Annotated in this window: 24 protein-coding genes; 16 read left to right on the forward strand and 8 right to left on the reverse strand. The window is 50.6% G+C overall.

Going from position 1 to position 26,161, the window contains the following annotated elements; all coding sequences use genetic code 11:
- Positions 1-158 precede the first annotated feature (158 nt).
- Entirely contained in the window at positions 159-749 is a 591-nt protein-coding gene (locus LLH06_RS19010; RefSeq protein WP_228170872.1) for a TMEM175 family protein, read from the reverse strand.
- A 98-nt stretch (positions 750-847) separates the two neighbouring features.
- On the opposite strand from LLH06_RS19010, the gene LLH06_RS19015 reads away from it, so the two are divergent.
- The 3 genes from LLH06_RS19015 (at position 848) to LLH06_RS19025 (ending at position 3,501) form a co-directional block, all read left to right on the forward strand.
- Positions 848-2,479: an ABC transporter substrate-binding protein gene (locus LLH06_RS19015; protein WP_228170873.1), complete on the forward strand. Its 1,632-nt coding sequence runs from the start codon at positions 848-850 to the stop codon at positions 2,477-2,479.
- 67 nt (positions 2,480-2,546) lie between these two features.
- A complete protein-coding gene (locus tag LLH06_RS19020; protein WP_228170874.1) occupies positions 2,547-2,969 on the forward strand; it encodes a hypothetical protein in 423 nt (140 codons plus the stop codon).
- A gap of 199 nt (positions 2,970-3,168) precedes the next feature.
- Complete coding sequence (locus tag LLH06_RS19025; protein ID WP_228170875.1) at positions 3,169-3,501, forward strand: hypothetical protein; 333 nt, start codon at positions 3,169-3,171, stop codon at positions 3,499-3,501.
- Positions 3,502-3,513: 12 nt separating this feature from the next.
- Here LLH06_RS19025 and LLH06_RS19030 read toward each other — a convergent pair whose 3' ends face one another.
- Positions 3,514-4,209 carry an NAD-dependent epimerase/dehydratase family protein gene (locus tag LLH06_RS19030; protein WP_228170876.1) on the reverse strand — a complete coding sequence of 232 codons (696 nt, stop codon included), beginning with the start codon at positions 4,207-4,209 and terminating at the stop codon, positions 3,514-3,516.
- A 188-nt stretch (positions 4,210-4,397) separates the two neighbouring features.
- On the opposite strand from LLH06_RS19030, the gene LLH06_RS19035 reads away from it, so the two are divergent.
- The 6 genes from LLH06_RS19035 to LLH06_RS19060 all read left to right on the forward strand — a co-directional run bounded on the left by LLH06_RS19035 (position 4,398) and on the right by LLH06_RS19060 (position 13,902).
- Complete coding sequence (locus tag LLH06_RS19035) at positions 4,398-5,300, forward strand: AraC family transcriptional regulator (RefSeq protein WP_228170877.1); 903 nt, start codon at positions 4,398-4,400, stop codon at positions 5,298-5,300.
- Positions 5,278-5,721 carry a DUF983 domain-containing protein gene (locus LLH06_RS19040; RefSeq protein ID WP_228170878.1) on the forward strand — a complete coding sequence of 148 codons (444 nt, stop codon included), beginning with the start codon at positions 5,278-5,280 and terminating at the stop codon, positions 5,719-5,721. The genes LLH06_RS19035 and LLH06_RS19040 overlap by 23 nt, the downstream gene beginning before the upstream one ends.
- 75 nt (positions 5,722-5,796) lie before the next feature.
- Positions 5,797-6,741 (forward strand): glycoside hydrolase family 43 protein, encoded by a 945-nt coding sequence (locus tag LLH06_RS19045; protein WP_228170879.1) that lies wholly within the window; start codon positions 5,797-5,799, stop codon positions 6,739-6,741.
- On the forward strand, positions 6,741-9,686 hold the full coding sequence (locus tag LLH06_RS19050) for an exo-beta-1,4-galactosidase (RefSeq protein ID WP_228170880.1): 2,946 nt from the start codon (positions 6,741-6,743) through the stop codon (positions 9,684-9,686). Before LLH06_RS19045 ends, LLH06_RS19050 begins: the two co-directional genes overlap by 1 nt.
- Positions 9,687-9,867: 181 nt before the next feature.
- A complete protein-coding gene (locus tag LLH06_RS19055) occupies positions 9,868-12,351 on the forward strand; it encodes a carboxypeptidase-like regulatory domain-containing protein (protein ID WP_228170881.1) in 2,484 nt (827 codons plus the stop codon).
- A gap of 318 nt (positions 12,352-12,669) precedes the next feature.
- Positions 12,670-13,902, forward strand: coding sequence for a glycoside hydrolase family 88/105 protein (locus LLH06_RS19060; protein ID WP_228170882.1), 1,233 nt, complete (start codon positions 12,670-12,672; stop codon positions 13,900-13,902).
- A gap of 71 nt (positions 13,903-13,973) precedes the next feature.
- Here the strand turns inward: LLH06_RS19060 and LLH06_RS19065 are convergent, their stop codons facing one another.
- Both LLH06_RS19065 and aspS read right to left on the reverse strand, forming a co-directional pair.
- Entirely contained in the window at positions 13,974-14,447 is a 474-nt protein-coding gene (locus LLH06_RS19065; RefSeq protein WP_228170883.1) for an FKBP-type peptidyl-prolyl cis-trans isomerase, read from the reverse strand.
- A gap of 14 nt (positions 14,448-14,461) precedes the next feature.
- Positions 14,462-16,207 carry an aspartate--tRNA ligase gene (gene aspS, locus LLH06_RS19070; protein ID WP_228170884.1) on the reverse strand — a complete coding sequence of 582 codons (1,746 nt, stop codon included), beginning with the start codon at positions 16,205-16,207 and terminating at the stop codon, positions 14,462-14,464.
- Between the two features lie 264 nt (positions 16,208-16,471).
- Between aspS and LLH06_RS19075 the strand changes: the two genes are divergently transcribed.
- Positions 16,472-16,849 carry a ribosomal maturation YjgA family protein gene (locus tag LLH06_RS19075; RefSeq protein WP_228170885.1) on the forward strand — a complete coding sequence of 126 codons (378 nt, stop codon included), beginning with the start codon at positions 16,472-16,474 and terminating at the stop codon, positions 16,847-16,849.
- A 16-nt stretch (positions 16,850-16,865) separates the two neighbouring features.
- Here the strand turns inward: LLH06_RS19075 and LLH06_RS19080 are convergent, their stop codons facing one another.
- Positions 16,866-17,735 carry a carboxylesterase family protein gene (locus tag LLH06_RS19080; protein ID WP_228170886.1) on the reverse strand — a complete coding sequence of 290 codons (870 nt, stop codon included), beginning with the start codon at positions 17,733-17,735 and terminating at the stop codon, positions 16,866-16,868.
- Between the two features lie 194 nt (positions 17,736-17,929).
- Between LLH06_RS19080 and LLH06_RS19085 the strand changes: the two genes are divergently transcribed.
- From LLH06_RS19085 to LLH06_RS19095, 3 genes are all read left to right on the forward strand, one after another.
- Positions 17,930-18,946: an alpha/beta hydrolase family protein gene (locus LLH06_RS19085; protein ID WP_228170887.1), complete on the forward strand. Its 1,017-nt coding sequence runs from the start codon at positions 17,930-17,932 to the stop codon at positions 18,944-18,946.
- Positions 18,936-19,394, forward strand: a complete 459-nt coding sequence (locus LLH06_RS19090) for a hypothetical protein (protein ID WP_228170888.1) — start codon at positions 18,936-18,938, stop codon at positions 19,392-19,394. The genes LLH06_RS19085 and LLH06_RS19090 overlap by 11 nt, the downstream gene beginning before the upstream one ends.
- A 171-nt stretch (positions 19,395-19,565) precedes the next feature.
- On the forward strand, positions 19,566-19,994 hold the full coding sequence (locus tag LLH06_RS19095) for an energy transducer TonB (protein WP_228170889.1): 429 nt from the start codon (positions 19,566-19,568) through the stop codon (positions 19,992-19,994).
- A gap of 420 nt (positions 19,995-20,414) precedes the next feature.
- On the opposite strand, the gene LLH06_RS19100 is transcribed toward LLH06_RS19095, so the two are convergent.
- On the reverse strand, positions 20,415-21,644 hold the full coding sequence (locus LLH06_RS19100) for a peroxiredoxin family protein (protein ID WP_228170890.1): 1,230 nt from the start codon (positions 21,642-21,644) through the stop codon (positions 20,415-20,417).
- 742 nt (positions 21,645-22,386) lie between these two features.
- On the opposite strand from LLH06_RS19100, the gene pnuC reads away from it, so the two are divergent.
- A complete protein-coding gene (gene pnuC / locus LLH06_RS19105) occupies positions 22,387-23,010 on the forward strand; it encodes a nicotinamide riboside transporter PnuC (protein ID WP_228170891.1) in 624 nt (207 codons plus the stop codon).
- On the opposite strand, the gene LLH06_RS19110 is transcribed toward pnuC, so the two are convergent.
- Positions 23,007-23,783, reverse strand: coding sequence for an SDR family oxidoreductase (locus LLH06_RS19110; protein WP_228170892.1), 777 nt, complete (start codon positions 23,781-23,783; stop codon positions 23,007-23,009). The two genes, pnuC and LLH06_RS19110, sit on opposite strands and share 4 nt — an antisense overlap.
- Before the next feature lie 94 nt (positions 23,784-23,877).
- Here LLH06_RS19110 and LLH06_RS19115 point away from each other — a divergent pair, with 94 nt between their 5' ends.
- Together LLH06_RS19115 and recO are read left to right on the forward strand one after the other, a co-directional pair.
- A complete protein-coding gene (locus LLH06_RS19115; RefSeq protein WP_228170893.1) occupies positions 23,878-24,291 on the forward strand; it encodes a diacylglycerol kinase family protein in 414 nt (137 codons plus the stop codon).
- Positions 24,281-25,006, forward strand: a complete 726-nt coding sequence (gene recO / locus LLH06_RS19120) for a DNA repair protein RecO (RefSeq protein ID WP_228170894.1) — start codon at positions 24,281-24,283, stop codon at positions 25,004-25,006. Before LLH06_RS19115 ends, recO begins: the two co-directional genes overlap by 11 nt.
- Before the next feature lie 2 nt (positions 25,007-25,008).
- Here recO and LLH06_RS19125 read toward each other — a convergent pair whose 3' ends face one another.
- Entirely contained in the window at positions 25,009-26,094 is a 1,086-nt protein-coding gene (locus tag LLH06_RS19125; protein ID WP_228170895.1) for an AI-2E family transporter, read from the reverse strand.
- Between the last annotated feature and the right edge of the window lie 67 nt (positions 26,095-26,161).

A 26,161-nucleotide genomic window follows, 5' to 3' on the forward strand; every position in this document is an offset into this window, starting at 1 on the left:
AAAGTCATCAACACCGTTAGGCTCCCAGGTCCTTCGCCGGTGGATCCATCTCGAAAAACAATAAAAGGCGTTCGAAATGAATACGTTAAGCTGAAATAAAACGCTACAGCCTGTTAGCTGGTTCAATAACATTTAGTAAAAGGCCGGCTTTATGACCATCAGCTTTCATGCTGATGCTGCAGCAACTGGCGTTCGATCCGGCTATCAGGCACGAACCAGATCACGGCCACCGCAGCGTACAGTACCAAAGCGATGTAAGGGTAGATGAACGTAGAGGCAATGGCCAGCAGGTAAAGCGTGATGGAGAGCTTGGTCTTTCGATCGTTACCCACAGCTTTGGCCAGTACCGAATCAGGACCGGCCTGCGCCACCAGCATGCGCGCCAAAATAATGAACGCAATGGCGCACATCAGCATCACTACGCCGTACATCATCACCGGCCATTGCTCAAAATGGTTCTCGCCCATCCAGCCGGTCACAAAGGGGATCACCGATAGCCAAAAGAGGAGGTGAAGGTTAGCCCACAACACCCCGCCCCTCACCAGTTTTACAGCATGGAACAAATGGTGATGGTTGTTCCAATAGATGCCCACATAAATGAAGCTGAGCACGTAGCATAAGAACGTAGGGATAAGCGGTACGAGCGAATGCAGGTCGGTATGGTGAGGCACCTTGAGTTCGAGCACCATAATGGTGATAATGATGGCGATCACGCCATCGCTAAAGGCCTCGATGCGTCCTTTGTTCATGATGTAGTGGTGTTTGTTGACGCTAAAATAAAGTAAAAATACAGCACCGCATGTGGTAGGGCTGGCAGCACCGCGATCTTTTTCGCATATTTAACGCAATGTACAGGTATAGGATATTTATTTTAGGGGTGATGATGGCCATATTAACGGCCTGTGGGCATCAGGAAGAAAAAGGCAAGCGCACAGTGTTCGCCATTAACCTTGACCAGGGCCTCACCAGTATGGACCCCGCCTTTGCCCGTAACCAAAATGCCCTTTGGATGGATAACCAGGTGTTTAACGGACTGGTACAGATCGATGATAGCCTGCACATTAAACCCTGCGTGGCCAAAAGTTGGGAGCTATCGACCGACGGCCTATTATACACCTTCCACCTGCGTAAAGATGTTTATTTTCAGGACGACCCTCTATTTAAAGGAGGTAAAGGCCGCCTGGCAACAGCTGCTGATATGGTGTACAGCTTTGGCCGCCTGATCGACCCAAAGGTAGCCTCGTCGGGCTCGTGGATATTCAGCGATAAGGTGACCGGTAAGGAAGCCTTTATGGCCCCTAATGATAGCACCTTCCAGATCAAATTGAAACAGCCGTTCCCACCATTGCTGGCCCTGCTAACGGCGCAGTACTGCTCGGTGGTGCCGCACGAGGTGGTGGATCATTATGGCAAGGATTTCAGGAGCCACCCGGTAGGCACCGGCCCGTTCCGGTTCAAGTATTGGAAAGAGGGCGAGGTGATGGTGCTCCTCAAGAATCCCAATTATTGGGAGAAAGATGCTCAAGGTCACCGACTGCCTTATCTTGATGCCATCAAGGCCACGTTCATCAGTGATAAACAAACGGCCTTTATGGAGTTCATTAAGCAAAAACATGACTTTTTTAACGGCATAGATGGCAGTTACCGCGATGACATACTGACCAAGGGGGGCTCGATCACCCGCAAGTACAAAGGCAAGTTCAGCATGAGTATAGCCCCGTTCCTCAACACCGAGTATTTGGGCATACTGGTTGATACCAACCTGGCCATTGTCAAAAATTCGCCCTTGCGGATGCTTAAGGTGCGGCAGGCCATTAATTACGCGATCAACAAGGGACGCATGATCAAATACTTGCGCAACAGCACCGGCACGCCGGGCTATGCAGGCTTTATCCCACAGGGTATGCCGGGCTATGATAGCACGGCCGTGCATGGTTACCGTTACGATATTGAAAAAGCCAAGCGCTTACTGGCCGAGGCCGGTTTTCCAGGTGGCCGCAACTTGCCCGACATTACCCTGAGTACCACGGTGAGCTACCGCGATTTGATCGAGTTCATCCAGGGCGAGTTGCAAAAGGTAGGCATCACCACCCATGTAGAATTGGTGCAGGGCGCCAGTCTGCGCGAGCTGATCGCCAAGAACGGCGTTAACTTTTTCCGGGCCTCATGGATAGCTGATTACCCTGACGGGGAGAATTACCTGTCGGTATTTTACGGTAAGAACAAGATCCCCTTCGGACCCAACTATACCGGCTTTCACAATAAAAAGTTCGATGCTTTATTTGAGCAGGCCTATCATGTAAGCAATGATACCGCCCGCTTCAAACTCTACCAGCAAATGGACGACCTTATGATGCAGCAAGCCCCCGTAGTGATCCTGTATTACGACAAACTGGTGAACCTGTACCAGAACAACATCAGTGGCGTACACATCAACGCGCAAAACTTGCTGATCTTGAAGGATGTGAAGAAGAATTAATACATTGTTTTCACAACTTATGACTATGAGGTCTTACCTGATCATCGTCGCCTTAATAATGTGTTTCTTGAAAAGCGAAGCTCAGCCTAAAGAAAGCGACAAATTATATTGGAAAGCTCTCAAAAGCTATACAAATTATTTGGACACGGCATATAAAGACCGAACGCTAAAGCCTCAAGTAATCTATCTAAAGCAACAAGACTTCATTGACAGCATACCGCGATACATGAATGGGTACAAGATAGAACTGATCACCAACCAGAATTATAAAAGCCTGTATAAACAGCATGGTGGGCATCTAACACATACCGTCATGTTTCCCGTAAAGTTAATTGCAGGTCGAGCAGAGATAAATGTGATTCCTTATTCAGGCACTTTGAAACGTAAAGATCTCAATTTGGGCTTAAGCGACGGAGTGAATATCATATTCAAGTTCAATTGTGACCAAGGAGAATTTTTTGTAAGCGATGTAAAGGCTTGGGGAATTTGAGGTACGATCAGATACTATCATCCAGCCTGCGGTCAGTGTTATCACTATCAATGCTCGGAATCAAAATTATAACGGATAAGCTCGATCTCATGAAGCACTATGCTCTTCGGATATTTATTGATCTGTTCACTAAGCAGACCGTAGATTCCAGCATGTGGTTGGTGTTATCACCGACCATGATCAAGCGAACCATTTCAACGTGGGGTCAGCGTTATCACCGATCGCGATCAAAGCGACCTCGATAGCCCCTCAAATGCCTATCTTTGCCTTAACTATGGACGAACGCTTTCTACTCACGGTGACCTACAAGGGCGAGGTATTGAAATATGATGCCGAGCTGCGTAACTATGGCTATGTGCACCGTGTGAGTGTAGATATTGACGGCGTTCCAGTGCAGTTCGAGCATGATGAGGAAGGCTACTACCGGGCACTGGTAAGCCCTGAACAAGTGAACAGTAAAGACAATGACCTTGAGGTCGGCTTGCTACAAGCCATTGCCCAAAAACTCGAACAAATACACCAGGCAGAGTAGCGCTAAGCCTGGTTAGCGGATAGATTTAGATGACGTTGCCGCTTCCCTGATATCCTTCACCTCCAAAACATCTTTAGGGTAACCGTACGCCGTGGCATGGATCATGCCCAGGCCAAGCTCCTTTAATGTACCCAACATGCCCGGCATCAGCGGGCGCAACACCGGGAACAACCAGTTGATGTATTTGTAAAAGCCTAGCGTGTTCTTCAGCCCCGGCGTAGGCTGTAAAAAGCCCGGTCTGAAATTGTACACCTTTTCGAACGGTAATAGCTTCAGGTCGTTCTCCACCTTACCCTTTACCCGGCTCCAGTTACTGCCGCCTTGTTCGCTGCTGTTGGTACCCGCACCCGATATGTAGCTGAACGTCATGCTGCCATTGAGGCGGCTCAATGTGGTGGCCACCTGCATGGTGAGTTCGTAAGTGGTTCGGTAATATTCTTCCTTGCTTTTACCTACCGATGTGGTGCCCAGGCAAAAAAAGCAGGCGTTGTAACCTGTGAGCTCATGCTCGATGGCGGTAAGGTCGAACAGGTCCTGATGTACCACCTCGGTCACTTTAGGGTGCTGAATGCCGCTTACACGGCGGTTCAACAACAGCACCTTTTCTACCTCGGGGGCGTTCAGGCTTTCGTGCAATACGCCCTCGCCTACCATGCCGGTGGCACCGGTCAGGATCACGCGAAGCTTGGGTAAGTTCTGTAGGTTCATAGCTGTTAGGTTATCGTGGTATGTATTACAACCCTTAAGTGTGATCTGTTTGGCCGGTCAATTGTGACGCCCGTCATTTTTTATGTCGGCCCTATCAGGTAGCTTTACCATTAATCAGTAAAAAGTACCATGATCGCGCCAATAACTACCATAGCCGGGCGCATGGTACTGCTTAAATTTGTAGTGTTATGAAAAAGGTCATTCCGGTTTACGATATCTGCACCCTTTCTGAATTTAAGCAGGAAGACATCCTGATCAGCAGGTTCGCGCCGTACCGTGCCCATCATCATGACCTGCACCTGGCGCACAAGCATACCTTTTACCATTTGGTGCTTTTTACCAAAGGCGGCGGTACGCACGCGATCGATTTTGAGCAGTTCACCGTGAGGCCTTACCAAATCTATTTCATGATACCGGGCCAGGTGCACAGCTGGGACTTTGAGGGCGTGGTAGATGGTTATGTAATCAACTTTTCAGAGCAGTTCTTCCGGTCGTTCCTGTTGAAACCCGACCATTTGGAGCAGTTCAGCTTTTTTAACGGCACCCTTACTGATGCCGTGATCGATCTGCCTGAGGCCATACAAAAGCCGGTCATTGCCTTGTTCGAGCAGTTGGTATATGAGAGCGAGGCCAACGAACGGATGGGACTGGATATGGTGCGCACGCTGATGCTGCAGGTCTTCATCCTGATCGGTAGGTTGGCACCAAGTCAGCAGGCCAGGCAGGTTAGCCCGTACAACTACACGCTACTGCGCAACTTTCATAAACTGATCGACAGTCATTATCAAACGCTGCGCCTGCCCAAGGAATATGCCGAACTGCTATACATCACCCCTAACCACCTAAACGCCCTGTGTAAGGATATGCTGGGCCTATCGGCAGGGGAAGTGATCCGCAACCGGATCATACTGGAGGCCAAACGGTTACTGATCAACCTCGAGTTGAGCATAGCCGAGATAGCCGCCTCGCTGGGTTTTGAGGACAACTCTTATTTTACCAAATTCTTTAAAAAACAGACCGCCCTTACACCCGAAGATTTCAGAAAACGAACTTTAAAGATCAAAGAATATGAGAACGATAAGCTTAGATAAAACCGCCTTGAAGAACGACCAGCATACCCCATCAGCCTTTCATTCAGCGTTACACGCTAAATGCCCTAAATGCCGCACCGGCAACATGTTCGCCAATGGCATGTACCATTTTGGCGGCCAAAAAATGAACAGCGAGTGCCCGCACTGCGGCTTCCATTTCGAGATCGAACCGGGCTACTTTTATGTGGCCATGTTCATCAGCTATGCCATGAACGTGGCGCAAATGGTCACTTTTGCGGTGGCGACCTATGTGCTCACCGGCAACATGGAATCGCCTTTGCTGTACATCAGCATCCTGCTTTTTGGAGCTTTGCTGCTGGCTCCGTTCAATTTCAGATACTCAAGGGTGATCCTGTTATACTGGCTCACTCCCGGCCTGCACTTTGATCCGCAGCGTTTGAATAAACGCAACGGACAGTAAGGCGGACAGTAAAGGACGGTCACATTAGCGGGGCCGTCCTTTTTATTTGATAACTTTGGTGGAAACCAGTTATACATGAAGACGAGGATCTTGCTGTTGCTGATGCTGCTCACGGGCATCGCTACCGTAGCTCAAACCACCAATAATCACGATGTTTACGCCTTTTGCTACTTTAAAGGCAACAGCGCCGATGGCCTGCACCTGGCCTACAGCACCGACGGCCTCAAATGGCAGGCTCTTCATAATGACAGCTCTTTTTTGAAGCCGGCCGTAGCGCAGGACCGCCTCATGCGTGACCCATGCATCATTCGTGGTGCCGATGGGCTTTTCCACATGGTATGGACCGTAAGCTGGAAGGACAAGGGCATAGGCTACGCCAGCTCGAAGGACCTGATCCACTGGTCGGAGCAGCAGTTCGTCCCCGTGATCGCCAAGGAGCAGGGCGCCCGTAACACCTGGGCGCCTGAGATCACGTATGATGCCCGCAACAAGCAGTACATGATCTACTGGGCATCTACCATTACCGGCCGTTACCCAAATGTCGACAGCACCCTGGAGGCGGGTTATAACCACCGCATCTATTACGTTACTACCAAGAACTTCAAGACCTTTAGCGATACTCAATTACTTTATGATCCGGGCTTCAACATTATTGACGCCACTATACTGCCGCTGGGTAAAAAATACATCATGTTCTTTAAGGACGAGACCTTGAAGCCTGTTCAAAAGAACCTTAAGATCGCCTATGCCGACCGCCTGACCGGTCCGTACCAACAGAGCGGCGACAAGATCACCGGTAACTATTGGGCCGAAGGACCTACCGCCCTACAGATCGGCAAGCAATGGATCGTTTACTTTGATAAGTACCGCGATCACCGCTACGGTGCCATCAGCTCTACCGACCTTAAGACCTGGACCGACATCTCCGACCAGATCCAACTACCTTCGGGAATCCGTCATGGTACGGTGTTCAAGATCACCACTGCCGAATTACAAAAGCTTAAAGCCCTTGATCATTAATGCGTATTAACTTGTCTCTGCTCCGCCCGGCCAAAAGTACATGGGCCCTACGCCTGTTGGTGGTATGCTTATACTTCCTCACCACCGCCTTTACCGATCCTGCTCCTATTTCGTTAGAGGGGATGTGGCGTTTCCGGATCGACCGGAATGACCAGGGTATCGCCCAAAAATGCTACCTGCAAAAACTGACCGACCAGATCAAACTGCCCGGCTCCATGGCCCAAAACCTGAAGGGTGATGACATTACCTTACAAACCAAGTGGACCGGCAGCATCTATGATAGTTCGTACTACTTTAACCCACATCTGGCCAAGTACCGCCAGCCGGGTAATATTCATATCCCGTTCTGGCTTACACCGGCTAAGCATTATGTAGGCGCGGCCTGGTACCAAAGGCAGGTCACCATTCCACAAACATGGGCCGGTAAGCGAGTAGTGCTTTACCTTGAAAGAGCGCACATTAAAACACAGGTTTGGGTAGATGACCACGAGATCGGCGGTCAGAACAGCCTGGTAGCCCCGCACGAATACGACCTGACCAGCTGCCTTGCCCCTGGCAACCACCAAATCACCATCAGGATCGATAACCGCCTTACCGAAGTGAACGTAGGCCCTGATTCGCACAGCGTGACCGACCATACGCAGGGCAACTGGAACGGTATCATTGGCAAGATGGAGCTGCAGGCCGGTGCCCTGGTACACATCGATGAGATACAGGTTTTCCCGCAGATCAGCACGCATACGGCTCATGTGAAGTTAACAGTAAGCAATCCCACCGGCAAAGCGTTCAAAGGTAACATGACCCTAAGTGCCAAGAGCTTTAATAGTAGTACCGTTCATCAAACGCGTGCGGCAGTAGCCGAGGTCAGCCTCGATAGCAAAGCCACCCGCACCATTGATCTTGATCTGCCCATGGGTAAGGAGGTGCAACTTTGGGACGAGTTCAGCCCGGCGCTGTACCGCCTGAGCGCATCGATCAGTGCCAAGGGCGCACCCGTTACTCAACAGTATACCGAGTTTGGCATGCGCGAGTTCACCATCAAAGGCACGCAGTTCCTGGTGAACGGCAGGCCGGTGTTCTTGCGTGGAACCGTGAACAATTGCGAATTTCCGCTCACCGGCTATCCGCCTACCAGCGTGGCCGATTGGCTGCGCATATTCAAGACCGCGCGTGCGCATGGGCTTAACCACATGCGTTTTCACTCGTGGTGCCCGCCCGATGCGGCCTTTAAAGCGGCCAACCTTACCGGCTTTTACCTGCAACCCGAAGGCCCAAGCTGGCCTAACCATGGCGTGGCCATTGGCCGTGGCGCACCCATTGACCAGTATCTATATGCCGAAACGGCCCGCATGGAACGTTACTACGGCAACCATCCATCGTATTGCATGCTATCGGCGGGTAATGAACCTGCAGGCGACCAAGTGCGTTACCTGAATGCCTTTATCGATCATTGGAAAAATACCGACACCCGGCGGGTGTACACGGGCATGTCGGTAGGTGGTAGCTGGCCTGTGGTGCCTAACGCACAGTACCAGGTGCGTGGCGGCGTACGCGGACTGACCTGGGACAAACGCCCCGAAAGCATCAGCGATTTTAGCGAAGGCATAGTCAAATTCAAGGTCCCCCTTGTTGCACACGAGATGGGCCAATGGTGTGTATTCCCCGACTTTACCGAGATCAAAGACTATACCGGTGTTTACCGCGCCAAGAATTTTGAGCTGTTCCAGCAAGACCTGAAAGATCAGGGCATGGGCGATCAGGCGCGCAGTTTTTTGATGGCATCGGGCAAATTGCAGGTGCTGTGTTACAAGAACGAGATCGAGAAGGTACTGCGCACACCTAATTATGGCGGCTTCCAGTTGCTGGGCTTGCAGGATTTTCCCGGACAGGGCACGGCGCTGGTAGGCGTGCTGAACGCTTTTTGGAAAGAAAAAGGCTACGTGACCCCGCCCCAGTTCGAGCGTTTTTGCAATACCACCGTACCGCTGGTGGCGCTGCCTAAATTCGTGTTCACCAATGATGAGACGTTGGAGGCCGACATTATGGTGGCCCATTGGGGCGCAGCACCTTTAAAAAAGCCGGTATTCAACTGGACCATCACCGACCCGCAGAACGTGGTGCTGAGTAAAGGCAGCTTTGACCCGGAAGTGGTCGAGTTGGGCAACGGCATCCCGGTGGGTAAGATCAAAATGGAACTCAGCAAGATCACCCGACCTACCAAACTTAAGCTACAGGTGAGCATAGCCGATACCCGCTTCATGAACGACTGGAATGTTTGGGTGTACCCGGCCAAGCCAACCAAACCTACCGCCAACGTATACTATACCACCACGCTTGATGACCGCGCCAAAGCGGTGTTGGATACCGGCGGCAAGGTATTCCTGAATATGGCGGGCAAAGTGGTGAAAGGAAAAGAGGTGGCCATGTATTTTCAGCCGGTGTTCTGGAACACGTCATGGTTCAAGATGCGCCCGCCGCATGTGACCGGCATGCTGATCCAAAGCAAAAGCCCGGCATTTGCCACCTTCCCTACCGACTACCACAGCGACCTGCAATGGTGGGAGATCGCCAACCGCGCGCAGGTCATGATCCTGGAGGATATGCCGGCAGGCTTCAGGCCGCTGGTGCAACCGATAGATACCTGGTTCCTGAACCGCAGGCTGGGACTCATCTTCGAGGCCAAGGTGGGCAAAGGCAAGATCATGGTATCGAGCGCGGCACTTGGTCCGGCTATTGGTGAGGATAAGCCCGCTGCAAGGCAATTGTTCAACAGTTTGATGCAGTACATGGGTTCGGCCCAATTCGACCCGGCAGGCGAGGTAAGCTTCGAGGCCATTAAGGATATCATGGTGAGTCCATCGAAGTACCAATTTAATACCTATACTAAGGACAGTCCCGACGAGTTAAAGCCCAATTCGAACCAGAACAAACCAAAAAAGAATTAGACGGACCGAGATATTTTCAGGGCTTCCTTGCATAAGGAAGCCCTTTTTTGTGTCCCACACTATCAACTATCCTGCACTTCCCGCGTCGGGCAAAAAGATCGGTCATTCGAAGCTTAAAGTTGCATAACTTACCTCACCAATAACCGGTTATACCACCCTTACTTACCCATCCTGATCCGCCATGAAAAAAGCCTTGTCCGTTGCTGTGTCAATGTTGGCCGTAGCCGTATCCGCTGTCCGGGCGCAAATCCCGGCGCCACCCAAGACCACTAAATTATTCTTTGAAAAAGTATACCTGCACACCGACCGGCAAGTGTACACCCCTACCGATGATGTTTGGTACAAGGCCTACCTGGTGAACGCCCAAGATGGCCATCTGCTGAACACCAGCAAGGACCTTTATGTAGAACTGATCACACCCGAGGGCAAGATATTACAGCACCAGATCCTGGCGCTCAATAACGGTTTGGCTAAAGGCGACCTGCATATACCCGACTCATTGATGGCCGGCAACTACCGCCTGCGTGCCTACACCAACTGGATGCGCAACTTTGGCGACAACTTTATTTTTGAGAAGACGCTGCGCATCGTTACCAATAAAGCAGATAACAAGCCGGCACCCGTTGCAGGCGAATTGAGCGTAAGGTTCTTCCCCGAAGGTGGCTCGCTGGTCAGCGGCCTGAGCAGCATAGTGGCCGTAAAGGCCGAACTTTCTGACGGGAAAGCACAGGCCCTTTTAGGTGCGGTGCTATCCTCACAGGGCGATACCGTGGCTCATTTTGATACCGATAGCGCCGGCGTAGGTTCATTTGCCCTGCTGCCTTTGCCTGGCCAAACCTACAAAGCACGCATTAGCCGCCAAAGCAAAACCTTCACCTTACCCACACCGCTTGGCAACGGGTTAGCCTTAAAGATCATGCGGAAGGATACCACCTGTTATGCAGTGGTAAGCTGTAATGAAGCCGCCACGGCCACCTATGCCCCGCAAACCTTAACGATCAAGGTACGTACCTACGGCCGCGTTACCTATCAGCAAAACTTTCAGCTAAAGGGCAACACGGCAGCCGTGGTGATACCGGCCGGTCAGCTACCTGCGGGCATCAGCAGTATCACATTGTATGATGGCCAGCAAAAGCCCAACTGCGAGCGATTGATCTATCTGGATAACGCGCCGAAGTATGCCCTCGACCTTAAGCTGAACAAACCGGCCTACCAAACCCGGGAGCAGGTGGCCCTCAACGTTACTCTGACCGATAAAGCGGGCAAACCGGTTAACAGCAACTTCTCGATGGCCGCGGTGGATGCCGGCGTAGCACCAATGGATGATGACAACATCACCTCGTACCTGATGCTGCGCTCGGAGCTGAAAGGCGACATCGTGAACCCGGCCCGCTACTTTGACACCACCAACGTTCAACGCTATAAGCAACTCGACCTGTTGCTCCTCACTCAAGGCTGGCGCGACCTGATCTGGAAACGCCTGGCCGATACCGCCCTACGCATCGCATACATTCCGGAGCAGGGCTTAAGCCTGTCGGGTACCGTGCAAGATAAGAAGAAGGCACCGCTGCCCAACGCCAACATCACACTTACGGCCCCGGGAGCCAGCGGTCGCCGGTTGTTTTGGGCCAAGACCAATGAGCAAGGCCGGTACTTTTTTGATGCCCTACAACTCTATGGTCAACAAACCGTTCATCTCACCTCTAAGGATAACAAAGGCAAGAGCACAGGGGTGCTCACGCTCGATTCGCTGACTATAGACCGCCCGGCCATAGCACCGCAAAAGCCAGAGGCATACCTGCAAATGGGCGCCAATATGGTGAACAACGCAGCCTTGGTAAAACAAGTGGCCCTGGCCAGGCAACGCAGCCTGAGCGATACGCTGATCCGACTTAAAGATGTGGAGGTGAAGAAACAGCAGCCGCAACAGGTGTTACGCGATCGCCCGGTGACCAGCTTTGGTTATAAGGATGAGGTACTGACCATTAAGCCGGAGGATAAGCGCTACAACACCCTGCGCGATTACATTCAGTTCACGTCTAAACAGGCGCGTGTGGACGCCGCCAACAACCGCCTATATTTTGTGGCCGATGGCAAAAGCAGAACACCACGCTTTGTGATCGATAACCGCGATGCGCTCTTCAACGACAACGACCCAGATGACGTGATCGATATGATATCGAATTCCTACCTCGACCTGCCTACCACCTCGGTAGAAAAGGTGGTGATCAAGAAAATGATCGGCGGTCCGTCGCTGGTGTTGAGTAACCCTGATGGTTCGGCCGCCCAGGCAGCCACCCCGCGTGAGCAGCTCAATGCCAATTCCGCGGCTTCATCGTCTATCGAGCCGGTATTCGTGATCTACCTTACCCTCAAGCCTGATGCCTTTAAAACACCAGAGCCTGGCTCGGTGAAGGCCAGGATCGAAGGTTACTACGAGGCCCGTACCTTTTATGAGCCAGTGTACGATAACACCCGCAAGAACGAACGCCCCGACACCCGCCCTACGCTGCATTGGGAACCCATGGGTACCACAGGGGCCACCGGTAACCGCACCATCAGCTTCTACAACAGCGACAGCAAGACCAATGTACGCATCGTGGTGCAGGGCATAACCGATACGGGCGTCCCGGTAACGGCCGTGAGGTCATACAATGTGAAATAAAGATTCAAAAAAGGAGGCTTGATCAGCCTCCTTTTTTGTTGGCAGGGGTTGCTTATCGCCTTCTTGCTTCTTCGTTAGCAGCACTTTTGCATCAGCATCCTTCCTAATATCTGACACGAATCCACTAAAAGTTGAACAGATAATTTATCGGTTATTCGCTTATTTCGACCCCAACGAACCAATTGGCCCGGCCATGACACCGATCAAGCATGCCCGGCTGTAAGTGGATCGCTTTTGATGGATGGCACGACTGTATTATGAGTTGCCCATCGAATTTAAGCGAAACACCGTTACGGTGAATATTTAACAAAACCTGATATGAGAAAAGTTCTATGCGCAACTGCTTTACTTTTGGCAAGCTTTTGCACAAATGCACAAACCAGTAAAGACCCTGAAGCGGTGATCCGCCGCGTGGCCGACAATGTGATCGCCAACACCTCTTACCAATTCATCAACACCAAGACCAAGGCCAAGTACTCCTCAACTAAAGGCCTCGAACCCACCACCGACCTGCGCGCCGAGAGCGAGTACAACAAATGGTATTACCCCATGGGCGTGCTGGCCATTGGCATGGTACAGCTCAGCAGTACCCTTAACGATCCTAAGTACGCCGAATACGCTGCCCACAATTATGATTTTGTGTTCAGCAACCTGAGTTATTTTGAGAAGTTGTACAAGGAGAACAAACGCCCCGAGTGGAACGCCTTTTTTGCCATGAACGAGCTGGATGCCTGCGGCGCCCTGTCAGCTGGCCTGGCCGATGTGAACGAGACCGCCAAACGGGCTGACTACAACGCCTACCTGAAACGCGCGGCCGACTATATCAGCAACAAACAGGTACGCGCGGCCGATAAGACCCTGATCCGCCCCGACCCCAGGAAGATGACCCTTTGGGCCGACGACCTGTATATGAGCGTGCCCTTTTTGGCGCGTATGGGCAAGATCACCGGCGATAACCGCTACTTTGATGATGCCATTACCCAGGTAGAGAACTTTACCAAATACCTTTACGACGAAAAGACCGGCCTGTACATCCATTGCTATTACACTGATGTGGCCCAGCAGGGCGTTGCACGCTGGGGTCGTTGCAACGGCTGGCTGGCCATTGCCCAGGTCGAATTGCTTTCGCACCTGCCGGCCAACCATCCAAAACGTAAGCACCTGACCGAACTGCTATTGCGCCAGATCGTGGGTTTTGCCCGCTACCAGGACACCTCAGGCCTATGGAACCAGGTGCTGGATAAAAAGGATTCGTACCTGGAGACCTCTGTTACCGCCATGTTCACCTACGCGGTGGCCAAGGCCGTGAATGAGGGCTGGATCCCTAAGACCTACATCCGTATAGCCAATGAGGGCTGGAACGGTGTGGCCTCTAAAGTTGACCCGCAGGGCCGTTTGCTGGATGTATGCATAGGCACCGGTACCTCAGAGGTACTGAGCTTTTACTACAAGCGCCCTGCCCCATTTAATGATGTGCATGGCCACGGCCCTGTACTACTGGCCGGCTTGGAAATGGTGAAATACAATCGCGCCAATCCGCCTAAGAAATAATAACCGAAACCTTATCACCTAAAACAAGAAAGGAGGCCATTAAGCCTCCTTTTCTGTTTTTGGTTATCTTTTTAGTTGATGCTGATCATATCGATCGTGAACACCAGCACAGCGTTGGGTGGTATAGGGCCCGAGCCGTAACGGCCGTAGCCAAGTGCCGATGGGATAAGTAGCAGCAGGCGGCCGCCTTTATTGATCTTGGTGAGGCCTACCTTCCAGCCGGCGATCACGTTTCCGTTCACCACGGTAGAAAAGTTGCCGCTATCGAACTGGCTGCCGTTAATGAGCTGGCCTTTGTAGTTGACGTTAACGGTAGACGTTGCGGTTGGGTAAGCGCCTGTGCCAGGTGTTATTACGGAGTAGTACACGCCCGACTCATCCTTAGTGGCCGTGATATTATTGGCTTTGATGTAGGCCTGTATGGCGTTATCATCAATAATGGCCTGTTGCGCCGGCGTTACGCTGTTGGCATCATCGTCGCTGTTCTTGGTACAGGCGGTAAGGCCAACGATTAGCAGGCCGCATATCCACATTATCTTTTTCATGTTATCTATACGCATCAAACGGTGGTCTTGATACAAAGCTCCTGCATTTGTGCCTCGGCAATGCCCGATGGAGAATCGATCATCACATCGCGGCCCGAATTATTTTTAGGGAAGGCGATCACATCACGGATGGAGTCCAAACCTGCGAATATCGAACACAAACGATCAAAGCCCAGAGCGATACCACCATGCGGCGGCGCACCGAATTCAAAAGCATCCATCAGGAAGCCGAATTGCTTTTGAGCTTCCTCGGCACTAAAGCCCAGGTGCTTGAACATCAGTGCCTGCAGCTTACGGTCATAGATACGGATAGAACCGCCACCCACTTCGATACCGTTGATCACCATATCATAAGCATTGGCACGTACCGAACCCGGATCAGTGTCCAGCTTGTCGATATCCTCAGGTTTTGGCGAGGTGAACGGGTGGTGCATGGCATGGTAACGGCCACTTTCTTCGTCAAACTCGAGTAACGGGAAATCGAGCACCCAAAGCGGCGCGAACTGGTCCTTATTACGCAGACCTAAGCGGCCACCCATCTCGAGGCGCAACTCGTTCATTTGCTTGCGTACTTTATCGGTGTGTCCGGCCAGTACCAGTACCAGGTCGCCCGGCTCGGTGGCCAGGGTCTCGCTCCATTTTTTCAGTTCTTCTTCATTGTAGAACTTATCTACTGACGATTTCAGCGTGCCATCCTCGTTATGGCGCATGTAGATCAGACCGGTAGCACCGATCTGCGGGCGTTTTAACCACTCGGTCAGTTCGTCCAGTTGTTTACGGGTATAGCTTGCCGCACCTTTAGCGTTAATGGCCACTACCAGTTCAGCGTTATCGAAAACCACAAAGCCTTTGTTCTTCACGATGTCGTTCAGCTCCACGAACTGCATACCGAAACGGATATCCGGTTTGTCAGACCCGTAAAGGCGCATGGCATCGGCATATTGCATACGTGGGAAATCGCCCAACTCGATGCCTTTTACCTTGTTGAACAGGTGACGGGCCATACCTTCGAATATGTTCAGGATGTCTTCCTGCTCAATGAACGACATCTCGCAATCGATCTGCGTGAACTCGGGCTGGCGATCGGCGCGCAGGTCCTCATCACGGAAACATTTCACGATCTGGAAGTAACGATCAAAACCGCTCACCATCAGCAATTGCTTAAAGGTTTGCGGCGATTGTGGCAGGGCGTAGAACTCGCCTGGACTCATGCGGCTTGGCACCACAAAGTCACGTGCACCCTCAGGGGTCGATTTGATCAGCACCGGGGTTTCCACCTCGATAAAGCTTTGCGCATCCAGGTAACGGCGTATCTCCTGCGCGATCTGGTGGCGCATGATCAGGTTGTTACGCAGCGGGTTACGGCGCAGATCCAGGTAACGGTACTTGGCACGCAATTCCTCGCCGCCATCGGTATCATCCTCGATCAGGAACGGAGGTATCTTGGCCTCGTTCAGTATGTTCAATGCCTCCACAGCGATCTCGATGTCGCCAGTGGGCAGTTTAGGGTTCTTGTTGGTGCGCTCCAGTACCTTACCGGTCACCTGTACCACAAATTCGCGGCCCAGGCCCTTGCCGGCCTCACGCAGATCAGCATCAGTATCGGTGTTCAGCACCAATTGTGTTAAACCATAGCGGTCGCGCACGTCAATGAACGTGGTGCCACCCAGATCGCGTGATCTTTGCACCCATCCGCAAAGGGTCACGGTTTGGCCCAAATGAGCCATATTCAATTCGCCACAAGTGTGAGTTCTGAGCATGATACCAATAATTAAAGTGCGTAAAGGTAAAGGTTCGATCTTACATTTGGTAGTTTTTATGCGTTTAAGGGCATTAGGAGGGTCTTGGCAATGGTTCGCGGTAGATCCCCATCATGCCGAACTTGTTTCGGCATCTCTCCTGCAAAGTAGAACGCCGTGCATAAAGTCACCTGCCCTGAGGGTTCACGAAACAAGTTCAGGATGACCGTTAGGAAGATATGTGTGTGAAAACGCCGACGTTCACTATCTTTATCACTCAACACCATGCTTAAAAAACGCCTTATCTACGCCCTGCTCATTATTACCGTGATCATAGCCGGACTTGCCTCGCGACGTGTCACAGCCATTCCGCTATGGATCGGCGATCTGCTTTGGGCGCTGATGGTGTACCTCATCGTGCGTTTCCTGTTCATTCGGTCAACCATTAAAAAGGTAGCGGTCATTAGCCTGGCGTTCTGTTTCGCTATTGAATTCAGCCAGTTGTACCATGCGCCATGGATAGACGCGCTGCGCCAGACACTCTTCGGCAAACTGGTATTAGGCAGCGGCTTTTTATGGGGCGACCTGCTGGCGTATATGGCCGGGGTGGCGATCGGTGTAATAAGCGAATACCTAGCCTTGAAGGAAGAGCGTAGAAGATAATTGAACGATCACTTGCTTATCGCTTCACCTGCTTGAAAAGCCACCCCGGAATAACCTCGGCATTGAGGAACGGCACCATGATGTTGTTGTGGGTGAGATACTGATACGAAACGAACTTTGCTGATCGGTTGCCGGCTATAGCCTTGTATAGTGCCACGCTTCCATTATATGGATTATCGGCGTCCAGTTGGCCGTGCACCAGCCAAATGGGGAGCTTTTTAAAAGCATCAGCATGCCTCATATCCGGTACCGCTGCTATGCTTACCACAGCCGCAAAGTGGTGGGGATCCATGGCCACCAGGTTTTGAGCGGTGGATGCCCCCATCGAATAGCCCACCACATATACGCGCCGCGTATCGATCTCGGGATGGTCATGCTCCAGTTCTTTGGTGAGAGAGTACAGCGCCTTTACATCTGCCGATGGCGAGGAGGTGAGTACACCTGCGGCACTATCGGCGGTGTAGACCGACGACCGGCTTTTGAACTGAGGCGCCAGCACAAAGGCTTTATATCCTGAACGTGCGCCGGACAAAAGCCAGATCCTGGCCAGCGGCTCCAATTGCGAAACATTATCATCGCCCACACGACTCGAATTATGTAGGGTTATCACCAGCGGATATTTTTCTCCAGCATGCATGGCTTCGGGCAACATGAACCGGTACGGGATCACTGACGCCCCATCCGTATAGCTCGCTTTTTGAAAAGGCTCGATAGAAAGTGCGTTCAGTTTGGCCTTGGCCGATACCATGGTCATGCTATCGATCCTGAGTGGATCATCACTCATCTTTTGCGCATCTGCCTTATTTAAACAGTACGCCACAAAAATGATGGTGAATAGTATGGAACGCTTAATGTAGAGATCCAGGTGTTGAGGTGGATAAGGCATAGTTTCTTATATCGTTCAAGCCGGTCGCGGTAGGTTGGGTAGCCGTAGGCCGCAAATGTAAAAAGATCGATCTGATACGGCTGAATGAATTACTCAAAACATAAGCATTTGGTCAGTACTGCACCGTGGTATGTTGCCACTCATCAACAATATTGATAAAATAAACTATTTTCAGCTCTTCAATCAAGCAGCCAATGCGAACCACCTTAACCTTATTTTTGGTAACTGCATTACTATTTTGTGGCAACGCTTACGCCCAACCCACCGTTCATGGCTTTGAGCATATGCAGGTACGCTTGCCGGGCGATACGATGGACGTGCTGATCAAGAAGAAAAAAGGTGACGAGCTGAAGCGGAAGCCGCTGTTGTTATTTGTACAGGGGTCGTTGCCGCGGCCGCTCATCATTTTGGATGAGGAAGGAAAGCCTTACGGCACTTTCCCGTTCCGGGCCGATAGTCTGCTGAATAACTATCACCTTGTGATCATCTCCAAACCTGGTATACCGTTGATCGCCAAACGCAGTGAGCTGGATAATGGCTTCAATTATGTGTCGCCAGGCAGCAAGCGTTTCCCGGTCAGGTATGTGCGTAATAACACCATCAGCAATTACGTACGCCGCGATCAAAAGGTACTCGATCGCCTGTTGCAGCAACCCTGGGCCGACCCAAAAAAGCTCGTGGTAGCGGGCCATTCTGAAGGCGCCACAGTAGCTGCCAAACTGGCCTCCAAGGATAAGCGGGTAACGCACCTGATCTACTCGGGAGGCAACCCTATGGGCCGCATGATGTCAATCTTGGAAGATGCCCGGGCCGCTAATGACAGCACGGCCGGTCAAAATTTCGAGTACTGGGCCAAAGTAGTGGCTCACCCCGAACGTGACACCGCCGCATTGGGCGATAGTTATCGCACCACTTTCGAGGCGTCAGACCCGTCCTTAATGACAGATCTGCTGGCCCTGAAGATCCCGGTGCTGGTATCGTACGGCACCCGCGATAAGGCCGTGCATGGCTGCGACCAGCTGCACCTGCTCACCATCATGCAGCATCGTGACAATTTCCATTTCAAGGCCTACACCGGTTTGGAGCACAATTACTTCCCGGTGGATAAGAATGGCGTGCCCGACCAAAACGTTTTCAATTGGGACAATGTAGTGCTTGACTGGAACGACTGGCTCAGCGGCGCCAAACAAAAGATGCATCATGTGGAGTAGCCGAACATCGATCTGTTTGCGGGCTGTGGTGCTGGTGATGTGCTGGGTACTGATGTCATGCGTCAAGACAGAAACGAGTCCCCGGTTGCATTTGTATGGCGGCAAGGAGCACGACCAGTACCTCGGCTGTTTGAACTGCAAGCCTATAGAGAATACTTCGATCTGGAATATCTACACCCCTTATGGCGACGTGAATGGCTCCCGCTCCATCTGGAACAAATATGGCACTTATGGCGAAACGTTCGGTCGCCTGTCGCCATTCAACACAGTGGCCGGCTCACCGCCGATCGTGTTAGATGATGAAGGCCTGTCGTACGGCTACCTCACCATTGACCAATATCACCCCGACCGTTGCCAACTGCCCGTTGCCCTGGCCATATATGACAACGTTGACGAGGTCAGGAAAGACGTACAGGGCTGGTATAAAATGATATTTGGGGATGAATAAGATGCTGGCGGTTTTCATCACAAATTAGCGCCCCATCTCAGCCTTTGACTCTTTGAGCGATCTTTATTCTTAGACAACATTCATAAAGTTAGCTGATCAAATAAAAAAGCTTTGAACATATAACTAAATATTTAGTTATATTTGAATATCAGTTAACCTTAATTGTAAGTTATGAATTATCAACATTTTAGTCGCGCGGTGCGCTATTGTGCGCTGCCTGCATTATTGACCATGACCATGGTGATCACCGGTGCGAAAAGCTACGCACAAAAAAGCGCGGCCGACACTACAGTGTACACCTCAGTACAGACCTTACCCCAATTTCCGGGGGGTGTAGATGGATTTATAAAATTCATGCACACCAATCTGCGTTATCCAGCTGAGGCTAAAAAGCAAAAAGTGCAGGGCCGCGTTAATGTGAACTTTGTGGTAGAGCGAGACGGAAGTCTATCGAACATTAAAGCGGTCGGCAGGCCCAATGCCCTGCTGACGGACGAGGCTTTAAGGACCGTTAAAGCATCACCCAAATGGACACCCGGTAAACAAAATGGCAAAACGGTACGCACCATGTACACAGTACCGGTCATGTTCTCGTTGTAGTTCGGTATAGCGTCTTTATGATCTTTTGATCGCTATGCAGCGACCTCAAGCAAAAGAGGGGCACCTGTTTCAGGCGCCCCTCTTTTGCTTTATCCATACCGTACTTTCAGAACACAGCCCAGGCCTGTGGACATTATCAAAAGTGTGAACTTATCTCAGGACAAGGCAGCTACTTTGTGTATCGAAATGGTGTTACAGGCTGTAACAGAATTCCCCAAATTTCCCACTTTTTAGGATCACGAAATTCATAAAAACCCAACTTTTTCCAGAAAAAGCATACAAAAAGCCGTTATGTAACACCAAATGTAACGCTGTAATACGCAAATGTAACACCGGGTAAGTGTCACTCGTTGCCGCATTCTACCCTACATGGATCAGATACCGACCGGACGTTATCAATTTAATGATCAACTGACGGGCCTACTTTTCGGCCAGCAGATTGTCTGTCAACCGCTCGAACTGCTCTGTAAATTGGGTATAGTAAGCGCCTGTACCCGGTCCGCTAAAGCCGGTATAGATCTTACGCACCTCCCCTTTATTATCGATAATGATGGTGGTCGGGAACGCAAGGAAGTTGCTCAGCATCGGTAGGCTCTTGGCCGTCTCGGCCTTATTGCTGGTATAACCGGTGAGCAATAGCGGATAAGGCACGTTAAAGTGTTCTTTCTCTTGCTGTACGGCTTTTTTGGAGCGGGCCATGTCGGTGGTACGTTCATACGCCAACCCCAATACCTCTACCCCCTTTTTGTGATATTTTTTATAATAATTCACCAGGTAAGCTGTCTCGTCCATACAATTAGGGCACCATGAACCCATGATCTGCAAGATCACCACCTTGTTCTTAAAGCGGGCATCGGTAAGCGATACTTTATTGCCGTTCAGATCAGGGAAAGAAAAGTTAATGGTTTTGTAGCCCGGCTTTAAAACGGTAAGCGAGTAGGCGTCAGGCAGTTTGGCATCGGCCTTCCGTACGGCTGTCCAGGGCGTACGCCCAAAACGGCCATTGGTCAGGTGGTCATTGTCGGCAATGTCTGCCGTGAACAGGAAGGAGTGCCCGCCATCAAAGCATGACAGGTATAATTTATGGCCACTTACGGTGCCTTCCAGGTAACGGTAATCGCCGGTGGTCGTCAAAAACGTACCGGTGAGGCGGTTACCGGTCTGCACAAATTCACCTACGGTGGTATCTCGATCGGCACCCTCTCCAAATATGGCCGACCACCTGCCGCTTACATTAGTTAAAGGCGGCTCAGGCTTTTCTAAAAAGCGATACTTAACATTATATTGTGCGGTGAATGGGGTAGCAGCATCACGCTCGCCCAGGTGCTTAATAAAATTACCCTGCAAACGATCGCCAAGCCTTTTAAGCCTGAACTCCGAATCGAACAGCGGCATATGGATCAGCACCGAATCGCCGGTCACTTTGATATCGGTCACCTTAAACCGCTCCTGGGCGTTGAGGATGTACATTACCTGCTTGCCTGCGGCATCTTTTATCTCGAAGTTGAAAGGTAATTCGCCTGCGGCGGTGTTTAGCACCCCACGCCAGGTACCCTTATTAAGTTTGGCCTGGCCAAAAGCCGTTAAAGTAGTAATGATCAAAAGGAATAAAGCAGCTAAGGCGCGGCCTTTACGTTGGAGTAGTAACATGATGCAAAATAACTAAACCTACCCGATATTATCTACCGATCTTGTAGAATATGAAGTTCAAATGAGCATCCCAAAAATTGGTCAAAAAAAAAAGAGAGCTACTTTCGAAGCTCCCTTTCCCCTAATTAATTTAAACTATTGATTAAACCCAAAACAAAGAACAAAATCATCTCAACTTGGGTGCCTGAGAATTCTCTTTCAAAATGTGTAACATAGGTAGATGTTACTTATTTAGTTTTTCATTTAGATGCAGAGTCGTTATGATATTTACAAAAGTGGAGCCAAAGCTCAGAGGGGTGCTAAAAGCACTTGTAACAAACAGGTGACGATCCTTAAGCTCCACCCCGTTAAAATACCTGCTTTCTATTTTACTATAAGTTAACCATAGTGCTATCTTATTAACTATAAATCAGCCATTTCAAGCGTAAGCCAAGCATTCACAGCCGCTCAAAATGAAGCAAAAAAGTTTCTTTGATGCGATCGAATATGGCAGAGACAAAAGCTTTAACAGGTCATTTATGCACTTAACTTTTCGGAAAATAAAAGGTCAATAAGGTTCAAAAGGGTGAAATCACCCAAGCCAATGCTTGGTCATGGCCTGTCTCGCTTTGTATACAATTCCATTATAAAGGACATCAACACTACAAAGCTGTAGCTTATAAAAGACAAACGACTGTTTTGGATGCCACAATTTGTGGCAAAGCCATCATTACGTGATCCAAAAGAGTTAATATATTGTGCCATGCATTTTTTGGAGGCCATGTTGAGCTGGTTACAACACCAAAGTATACTTGAGCTGACCGGCGTGGTCACCGGGCTTACCTGCGTGTACCTGGCAGCGATCAACAACATCTGGAACTGGCCTTTTGCTATGGTGAGCACCGGCATCTACATCTTCATATTCGCCGAGGCCGCCCTTTATGCTGATATGGGGCAGAACATTTATCTGTTCGGCATCAACGTATATGGCTGGTACTACTGGAGCCGCCAACCTGCCGATGCCCCCAAAGTACCCATTATACGCATGCGCCGCGAACATTTGCTATGGCTGATCGGGCTATGCGCTACACTCACGCCTATATTAGGTATCCTGCTCACGTGGCTGGCGCCGCTGCTACATTATCAACCAGCGGCCTTCCCTTATATCGATAGCTTTTGCACGGTGGTTAGTTTGACCGCCCAGGTGTTCATGGCCCGCAAGATATTGGAGAACTGGCTGATCTGGATATTTGTGGATGTGATCTATGTGGCCATTTACCTGATCAAAGACCTGCAACCCACCGCCTTCATGTTCGCTATATATGCTTTACTTGCCGCTAAAGGATACTTTGACTGGCGTAAGCAGTACCGTCTACAACCAGCTTAGTAAATATTACGGCCTGCGCCGCCATCTACCTGGATGGTTTGCCCGGTAATATAAGCTGCCCTGTTTGACGCCAGGAACGTTACCAGATCGGCCAGCTCCTGAGGTTGGCCTATTCGCCTTAACGGAATGTTGGCCGCGCGTTTCTCCAGCGCTTCCTGCACATCTACACCGGCTGGCAAAGTGTGCTTGATGCGATCGGTGAGGATAAGGCCCGGGGCCACATTATTCACGGTGATATGGTGAGGGCCCACCTCATCGGCCAGTAGCTTGGCCATTCCCACAACGCCCATGCGCATACTGGTAGAGAGTACGGAGTTATCTAACACTGCTTTCACTGACCCACTAATGATATTGATGATACGGCCGCTGCCAATAGCTTTCATCATTGGCAACACGAGGCGGCTCGTGCGTACAAAACTCAGCAGATTTTGATCGAATGCCTGCTGCCATTGCTCATCCCCGAACTGCTCGAACGGTGCAAAGGGGGGCCCACCGGCATTGTTCACCAAAATATGTATAGGACCAAATTCATTACCGGTGCGCTGGATCAGCCGACCTATTTCTTCAGCTTTCGACACATCGGCTTGTATAGCGAAGACCTGCGAGCCGGTGTTGGCCCTTATCTCGGCGGCCGTTTTCTCGAGTTTCGCTATATCACGTGATGCGATGGCCACCTTTGCCCCTTCTTTAGCCAGCGCCATAGCGATCGCCTTACCCAATCCCTTGCTCGACGCCAATACCAATGCTACCTTACCGTTCAGATGCAGATCCATAGTTCAATGTTTTAAGGCAATTATAACGCATTACGGGTAAAGCTTGCTTCAGGAGGAAGGATTTAATTTTTAACTTTGGTGCAACACCTGTTTTATGTTTCAGCCCCCCATTGATGGCAAACCCGGCCCGGCAAGCGCACCTGTAAAGGTGTTCCGCAGCTTTGGCTATGCCTTTAAGGGTATAGCTAGTGCCATAAAAAGCCAGTTGAACGTGCGGGTACACCTGTGTTTTTCCGTTGCTACCACTATACTGGGCTTGATCCTAGGCTTATCTGCTACCGAATGGTTCTGCATCATTTTGTGCTTTGCTCTGGTGCTGAGCGCTGAATTGATGAACAGCGCGATCGAGACCCTTACCGACCTGGTATCGCCCGAGTACAACGCGAAGGCCGGACAGGTAAAGGACATTGCGGCAGGCGCCGTCATGATCATGGCCATTTTTGCCTTGGGCACAGGATCGGTCATCATCTTACCTAAACTGATCACACTTATTTTCCATGCTGCATAAGACACGTGGCATCGTACTCAAAGTGACCGACCATGGCGACAGCGGCGTGATCGTGCAGATCCTGACCGAGAAATTCGGACTCCGGTCATACATCATTAAAGGGGTCAAAAAGCCTAAAGCGAAGATATCCCGCAATATGCTGCAGCATCTCCACCTTTTAGATATGGTGGTTTATCACAAAAATACGGGGGGAGTTGAACACATCCGTGAGTTAAAGAATGCCCCTTTGCTGCACCACATCCCTTATGATGTTACTAAAAGTAGTATTGCCCTATTTCTGAACGAGGTGTTGTACAAGGCCATCAAACAGCAGGCAGACGACGAGCAATTGTTCGAGTACATTTTCAACAGTATCGAACTATTGGATAATATGACCAGCGGTCTGGCCAATTTTCACCTGATCTTTTTGATGGGACTGACCCGCTACCTGGGTTTTTACCCCGACCGGACCGCCATTAGCAATGCCAGCTATTTCGACCTACAGAACGGCGTATTCAGCCGGACGAGGCCTGAAAGTGCTTTCTTTTTATCGCCACCGCATACCGCACACTTTGAGCAACTGATGAACAGCAGCCATGATGGTACTACTAACATCAGCATTAGTAACGACGAACGCCGCTATCTGCTTTCACGATTGCTGGAGTATTATGCACTTCACATTGAAGGCTTCGGCAACATCCGCTCGCACGAGATACTCGAAGAGGTACTGGGCTGATCTTAGTCCTCGTCCTTGCCGAACAGGCGCTTGAAAAAGCTCTTGTCTTCCTTAACGGTCTGGTTACCGATCAGGTATCCATATGGCTTTAACGGCTCCACATGATCGCATATCACCTTGAACATCCCTAACAACGGGATGGACAGCACCATACCGGGGATACCCCAGATAGCCTCGCCCACTACGATGATCAATATCGTAAATAATGGATTCAGGTTCACTTGCTCGCCCACCACCAGCGGTTCGAGCACATAGCTTTGCGTGAACTGAACGATCGCATAGGTGATCAGTACACCGATCACCATATCCATGCTGCCTCCCTGCGCAAAAGCGATCAGCACCGTGATGGCAGTGCCGGTAATGTTACCGGCGAACGGAACGATCTCAAGTGTGCCACACAAGATCGCAAAGAATATCGCCCCTTTGATACCAACTATGCTGAACCCTATACCGTACATCACCCACAGCATCATGATCATCAGGCCAAGCCCGGTCAAGTATTGCTGCGCCACCTTACTCACCTTATGCATTACCTTTTCGGCAGTGGTACGGTTCTCTAACGATACCACCCTTAATACAAAGTTTTTAAAGTGGGATCGAAAGAACAGGATGCAAAATACATACACCATTACCAAAAGCGTATCGACCAGTAAGCCGAGCGTGGTAGTGATCGTACCCATGGCCACACCGGCAGCCTTCTCCATTCCGCCCGATTGCTGCTCCTTGAGCATGCGCTGCTGCTCGCGAGAGGTGATACCGAACTGGTCGCGAACGTATTGTTTGATCTGCTCAAAAAGCTTCATGAGCTGATCCTGTAGTTTGGCCAGATCTTTTACCAGATCGGCGATCTGCCAACGCAGCAGCAGAACCAAGCCAGCCACCAACAACGCAAATAATAAAATACTAAGTGCGGTGGATATGCCGCGCGACAGTCCTCTGCGCTCCAGCCAACTGGCAACAGGCATGAGTAGCATGGCCAATAACCCGCCAAAGGCCAAAGGTACCAGTACAGGCCTGGCCACGTAAAGCAAAGTGATCGATACTAAGAATAGGAGGAGTAATTGCAGGGTTTGGGATAAGTGGCGCATAGGCAAAAATTGATAACAAAAAAGCAAGGCCTGTTACCGGCCCTGCTTTTCACAAAACGAACAGATA

This window comes from Mucilaginibacter daejeonensis (genome assembly GCF_020783335.1).
Lineage (GTDB): Bacteria > Bacteroidota > Bacteroidia > Sphingobacteriales > Sphingobacteriaceae > Mucilaginibacter > Mucilaginibacter daejeonensis.

Excerpts from the sequence above, each read along its gene's own strand:
- LLH06_RS19115 (WP_228170893.1), top strand. The coding sequence starts at position 23,878 with ATGTTTCAGCCCCCCATTGATGGCAAACCCGGCCCGGCAAGCGCACCT.
- aspS (WP_228170884.1), bottom strand. The coding sequence starts at position 16,207 with ATGCTCAGAACTCACACTTGTGGCGAATTGAATATGGCTCATTTGGGC.
- LLH06_RS19075 (WP_228170885.1), top strand. The coding sequence starts at position 16,472 with ATGCTTAAAAAACGCCTTATCTACGCCCTGCTCATTATTACCGTGATC.
- LLH06_RS19065 (WP_228170883.1), bottom strand. The coding sequence starts at position 14,447 with ATGAAAAAGATAATGTGGATATGCGGCCTGCTAATCGTTGGCCTTACC.
- LLH06_RS19055 (WP_228170881.1), top strand. The coding sequence starts at position 9,868 with ATGAAAAAAGCCTTGTCCGTTGCTGTGTCAATGTTGGCCGTAGCCGTA.
- LLH06_RS19015 (WP_228170873.1), top strand. The coding sequence starts at position 848 with ATGTACAGGTATAGGATATTTATTTTAGGGGTGATGATGGCCATATTA.
- LLH06_RS19125 (WP_228170895.1), bottom strand. The coding sequence starts at position 26,094 with ATGCGCCACTTATCCCAAACCCTGCAATTACTCCTCCTATTCTTAGTA.
- LLH06_RS19050 (WP_228170880.1), top strand. The coding sequence starts at position 6,741 with ATGCGTATTAACTTGTCTCTGCTCCGCCCGGCCAAAAGTACATGGGCC.
- LLH06_RS19040 (WP_228170878.1), top strand. The coding sequence starts at position 5,278 with ATGAGAACGATAAGCTTAGATAAAACCGCCTTGAAGAACGACCAGCAT.
- LLH06_RS19045 (WP_228170879.1), top strand. The coding sequence starts at position 5,797 with ATGAAGACGAGGATCTTGCTGTTGCTGATGCTGCTCACGGGCATCGCT.
- LLH06_RS19095 (WP_228170889.1), top strand. The coding sequence starts at position 19,566 with ATGAATTATCAACATTTTAGTCGCGCGGTGCGCTATTGTGCGCTGCCT.
- LLH06_RS19090 (WP_228170888.1), top strand. The coding sequence starts at position 18,936 with ATGTGGAGTAGCCGAACATCGATCTGTTTGCGGGCTGTGGTGCTGGTG.
- LLH06_RS19035 (WP_228170877.1), top strand. The coding sequence starts at position 4,398 with ATGAAAAAGGTCATTCCGGTTTACGATATCTGCACCCTTTCTGAATTT.
- LLH06_RS19010 (WP_228170872.1), bottom strand. The coding sequence starts at position 749 with ATGAACAAAGGACGCATCGAGGCCTTTAGCGATGGCGTGATCGCCATC.
- LLH06_RS19085 (WP_228170887.1), top strand. The coding sequence starts at position 17,930 with ATGCGAACCACCTTAACCTTATTTTTGGTAACTGCATTACTATTTTGT.
- LLH06_RS19080 (WP_228170886.1), bottom strand. The coding sequence starts at position 17,735 with ATGCCTTATCCACCTCAACACCTGGATCTCTACATTAAGCGTTCCATA.
- LLH06_RS19060 (WP_228170882.1), top strand. The coding sequence starts at position 12,670 with ATGAGAAAAGTTCTATGCGCAACTGCTTTACTTTTGGCAAGCTTTTGC.
- LLH06_RS19110 (WP_228170892.1), bottom strand. The coding sequence starts at position 23,783 with ATGGATCTGCATCTGAACGGTAAGGTAGCATTGGTATTGGCGTCGAGC.
- recO (WP_228170894.1), top strand. The coding sequence starts at position 24,281 with ATGCTGCATAAGACACGTGGCATCGTACTCAAAGTGACCGACCATGGC.
- LLH06_RS19030 (WP_228170876.1), bottom strand. The coding sequence starts at position 4,209 with ATGAACCTACAGAACTTACCCAAGCTTCGCGTGATCCTGACCGGTGCC.
- pnuC (WP_228170891.1), top strand. The coding sequence starts at position 22,387 with ATGCATTTTTTGGAGGCCATGTTGAGCTGGTTACAACACCAAAGTATA.
- LLH06_RS19100 (WP_228170890.1), bottom strand. The coding sequence starts at position 21,644 with ATGTTACTACTCCAACGTAAAGGCCGCGCCTTAGCTGCTTTATTCCTT.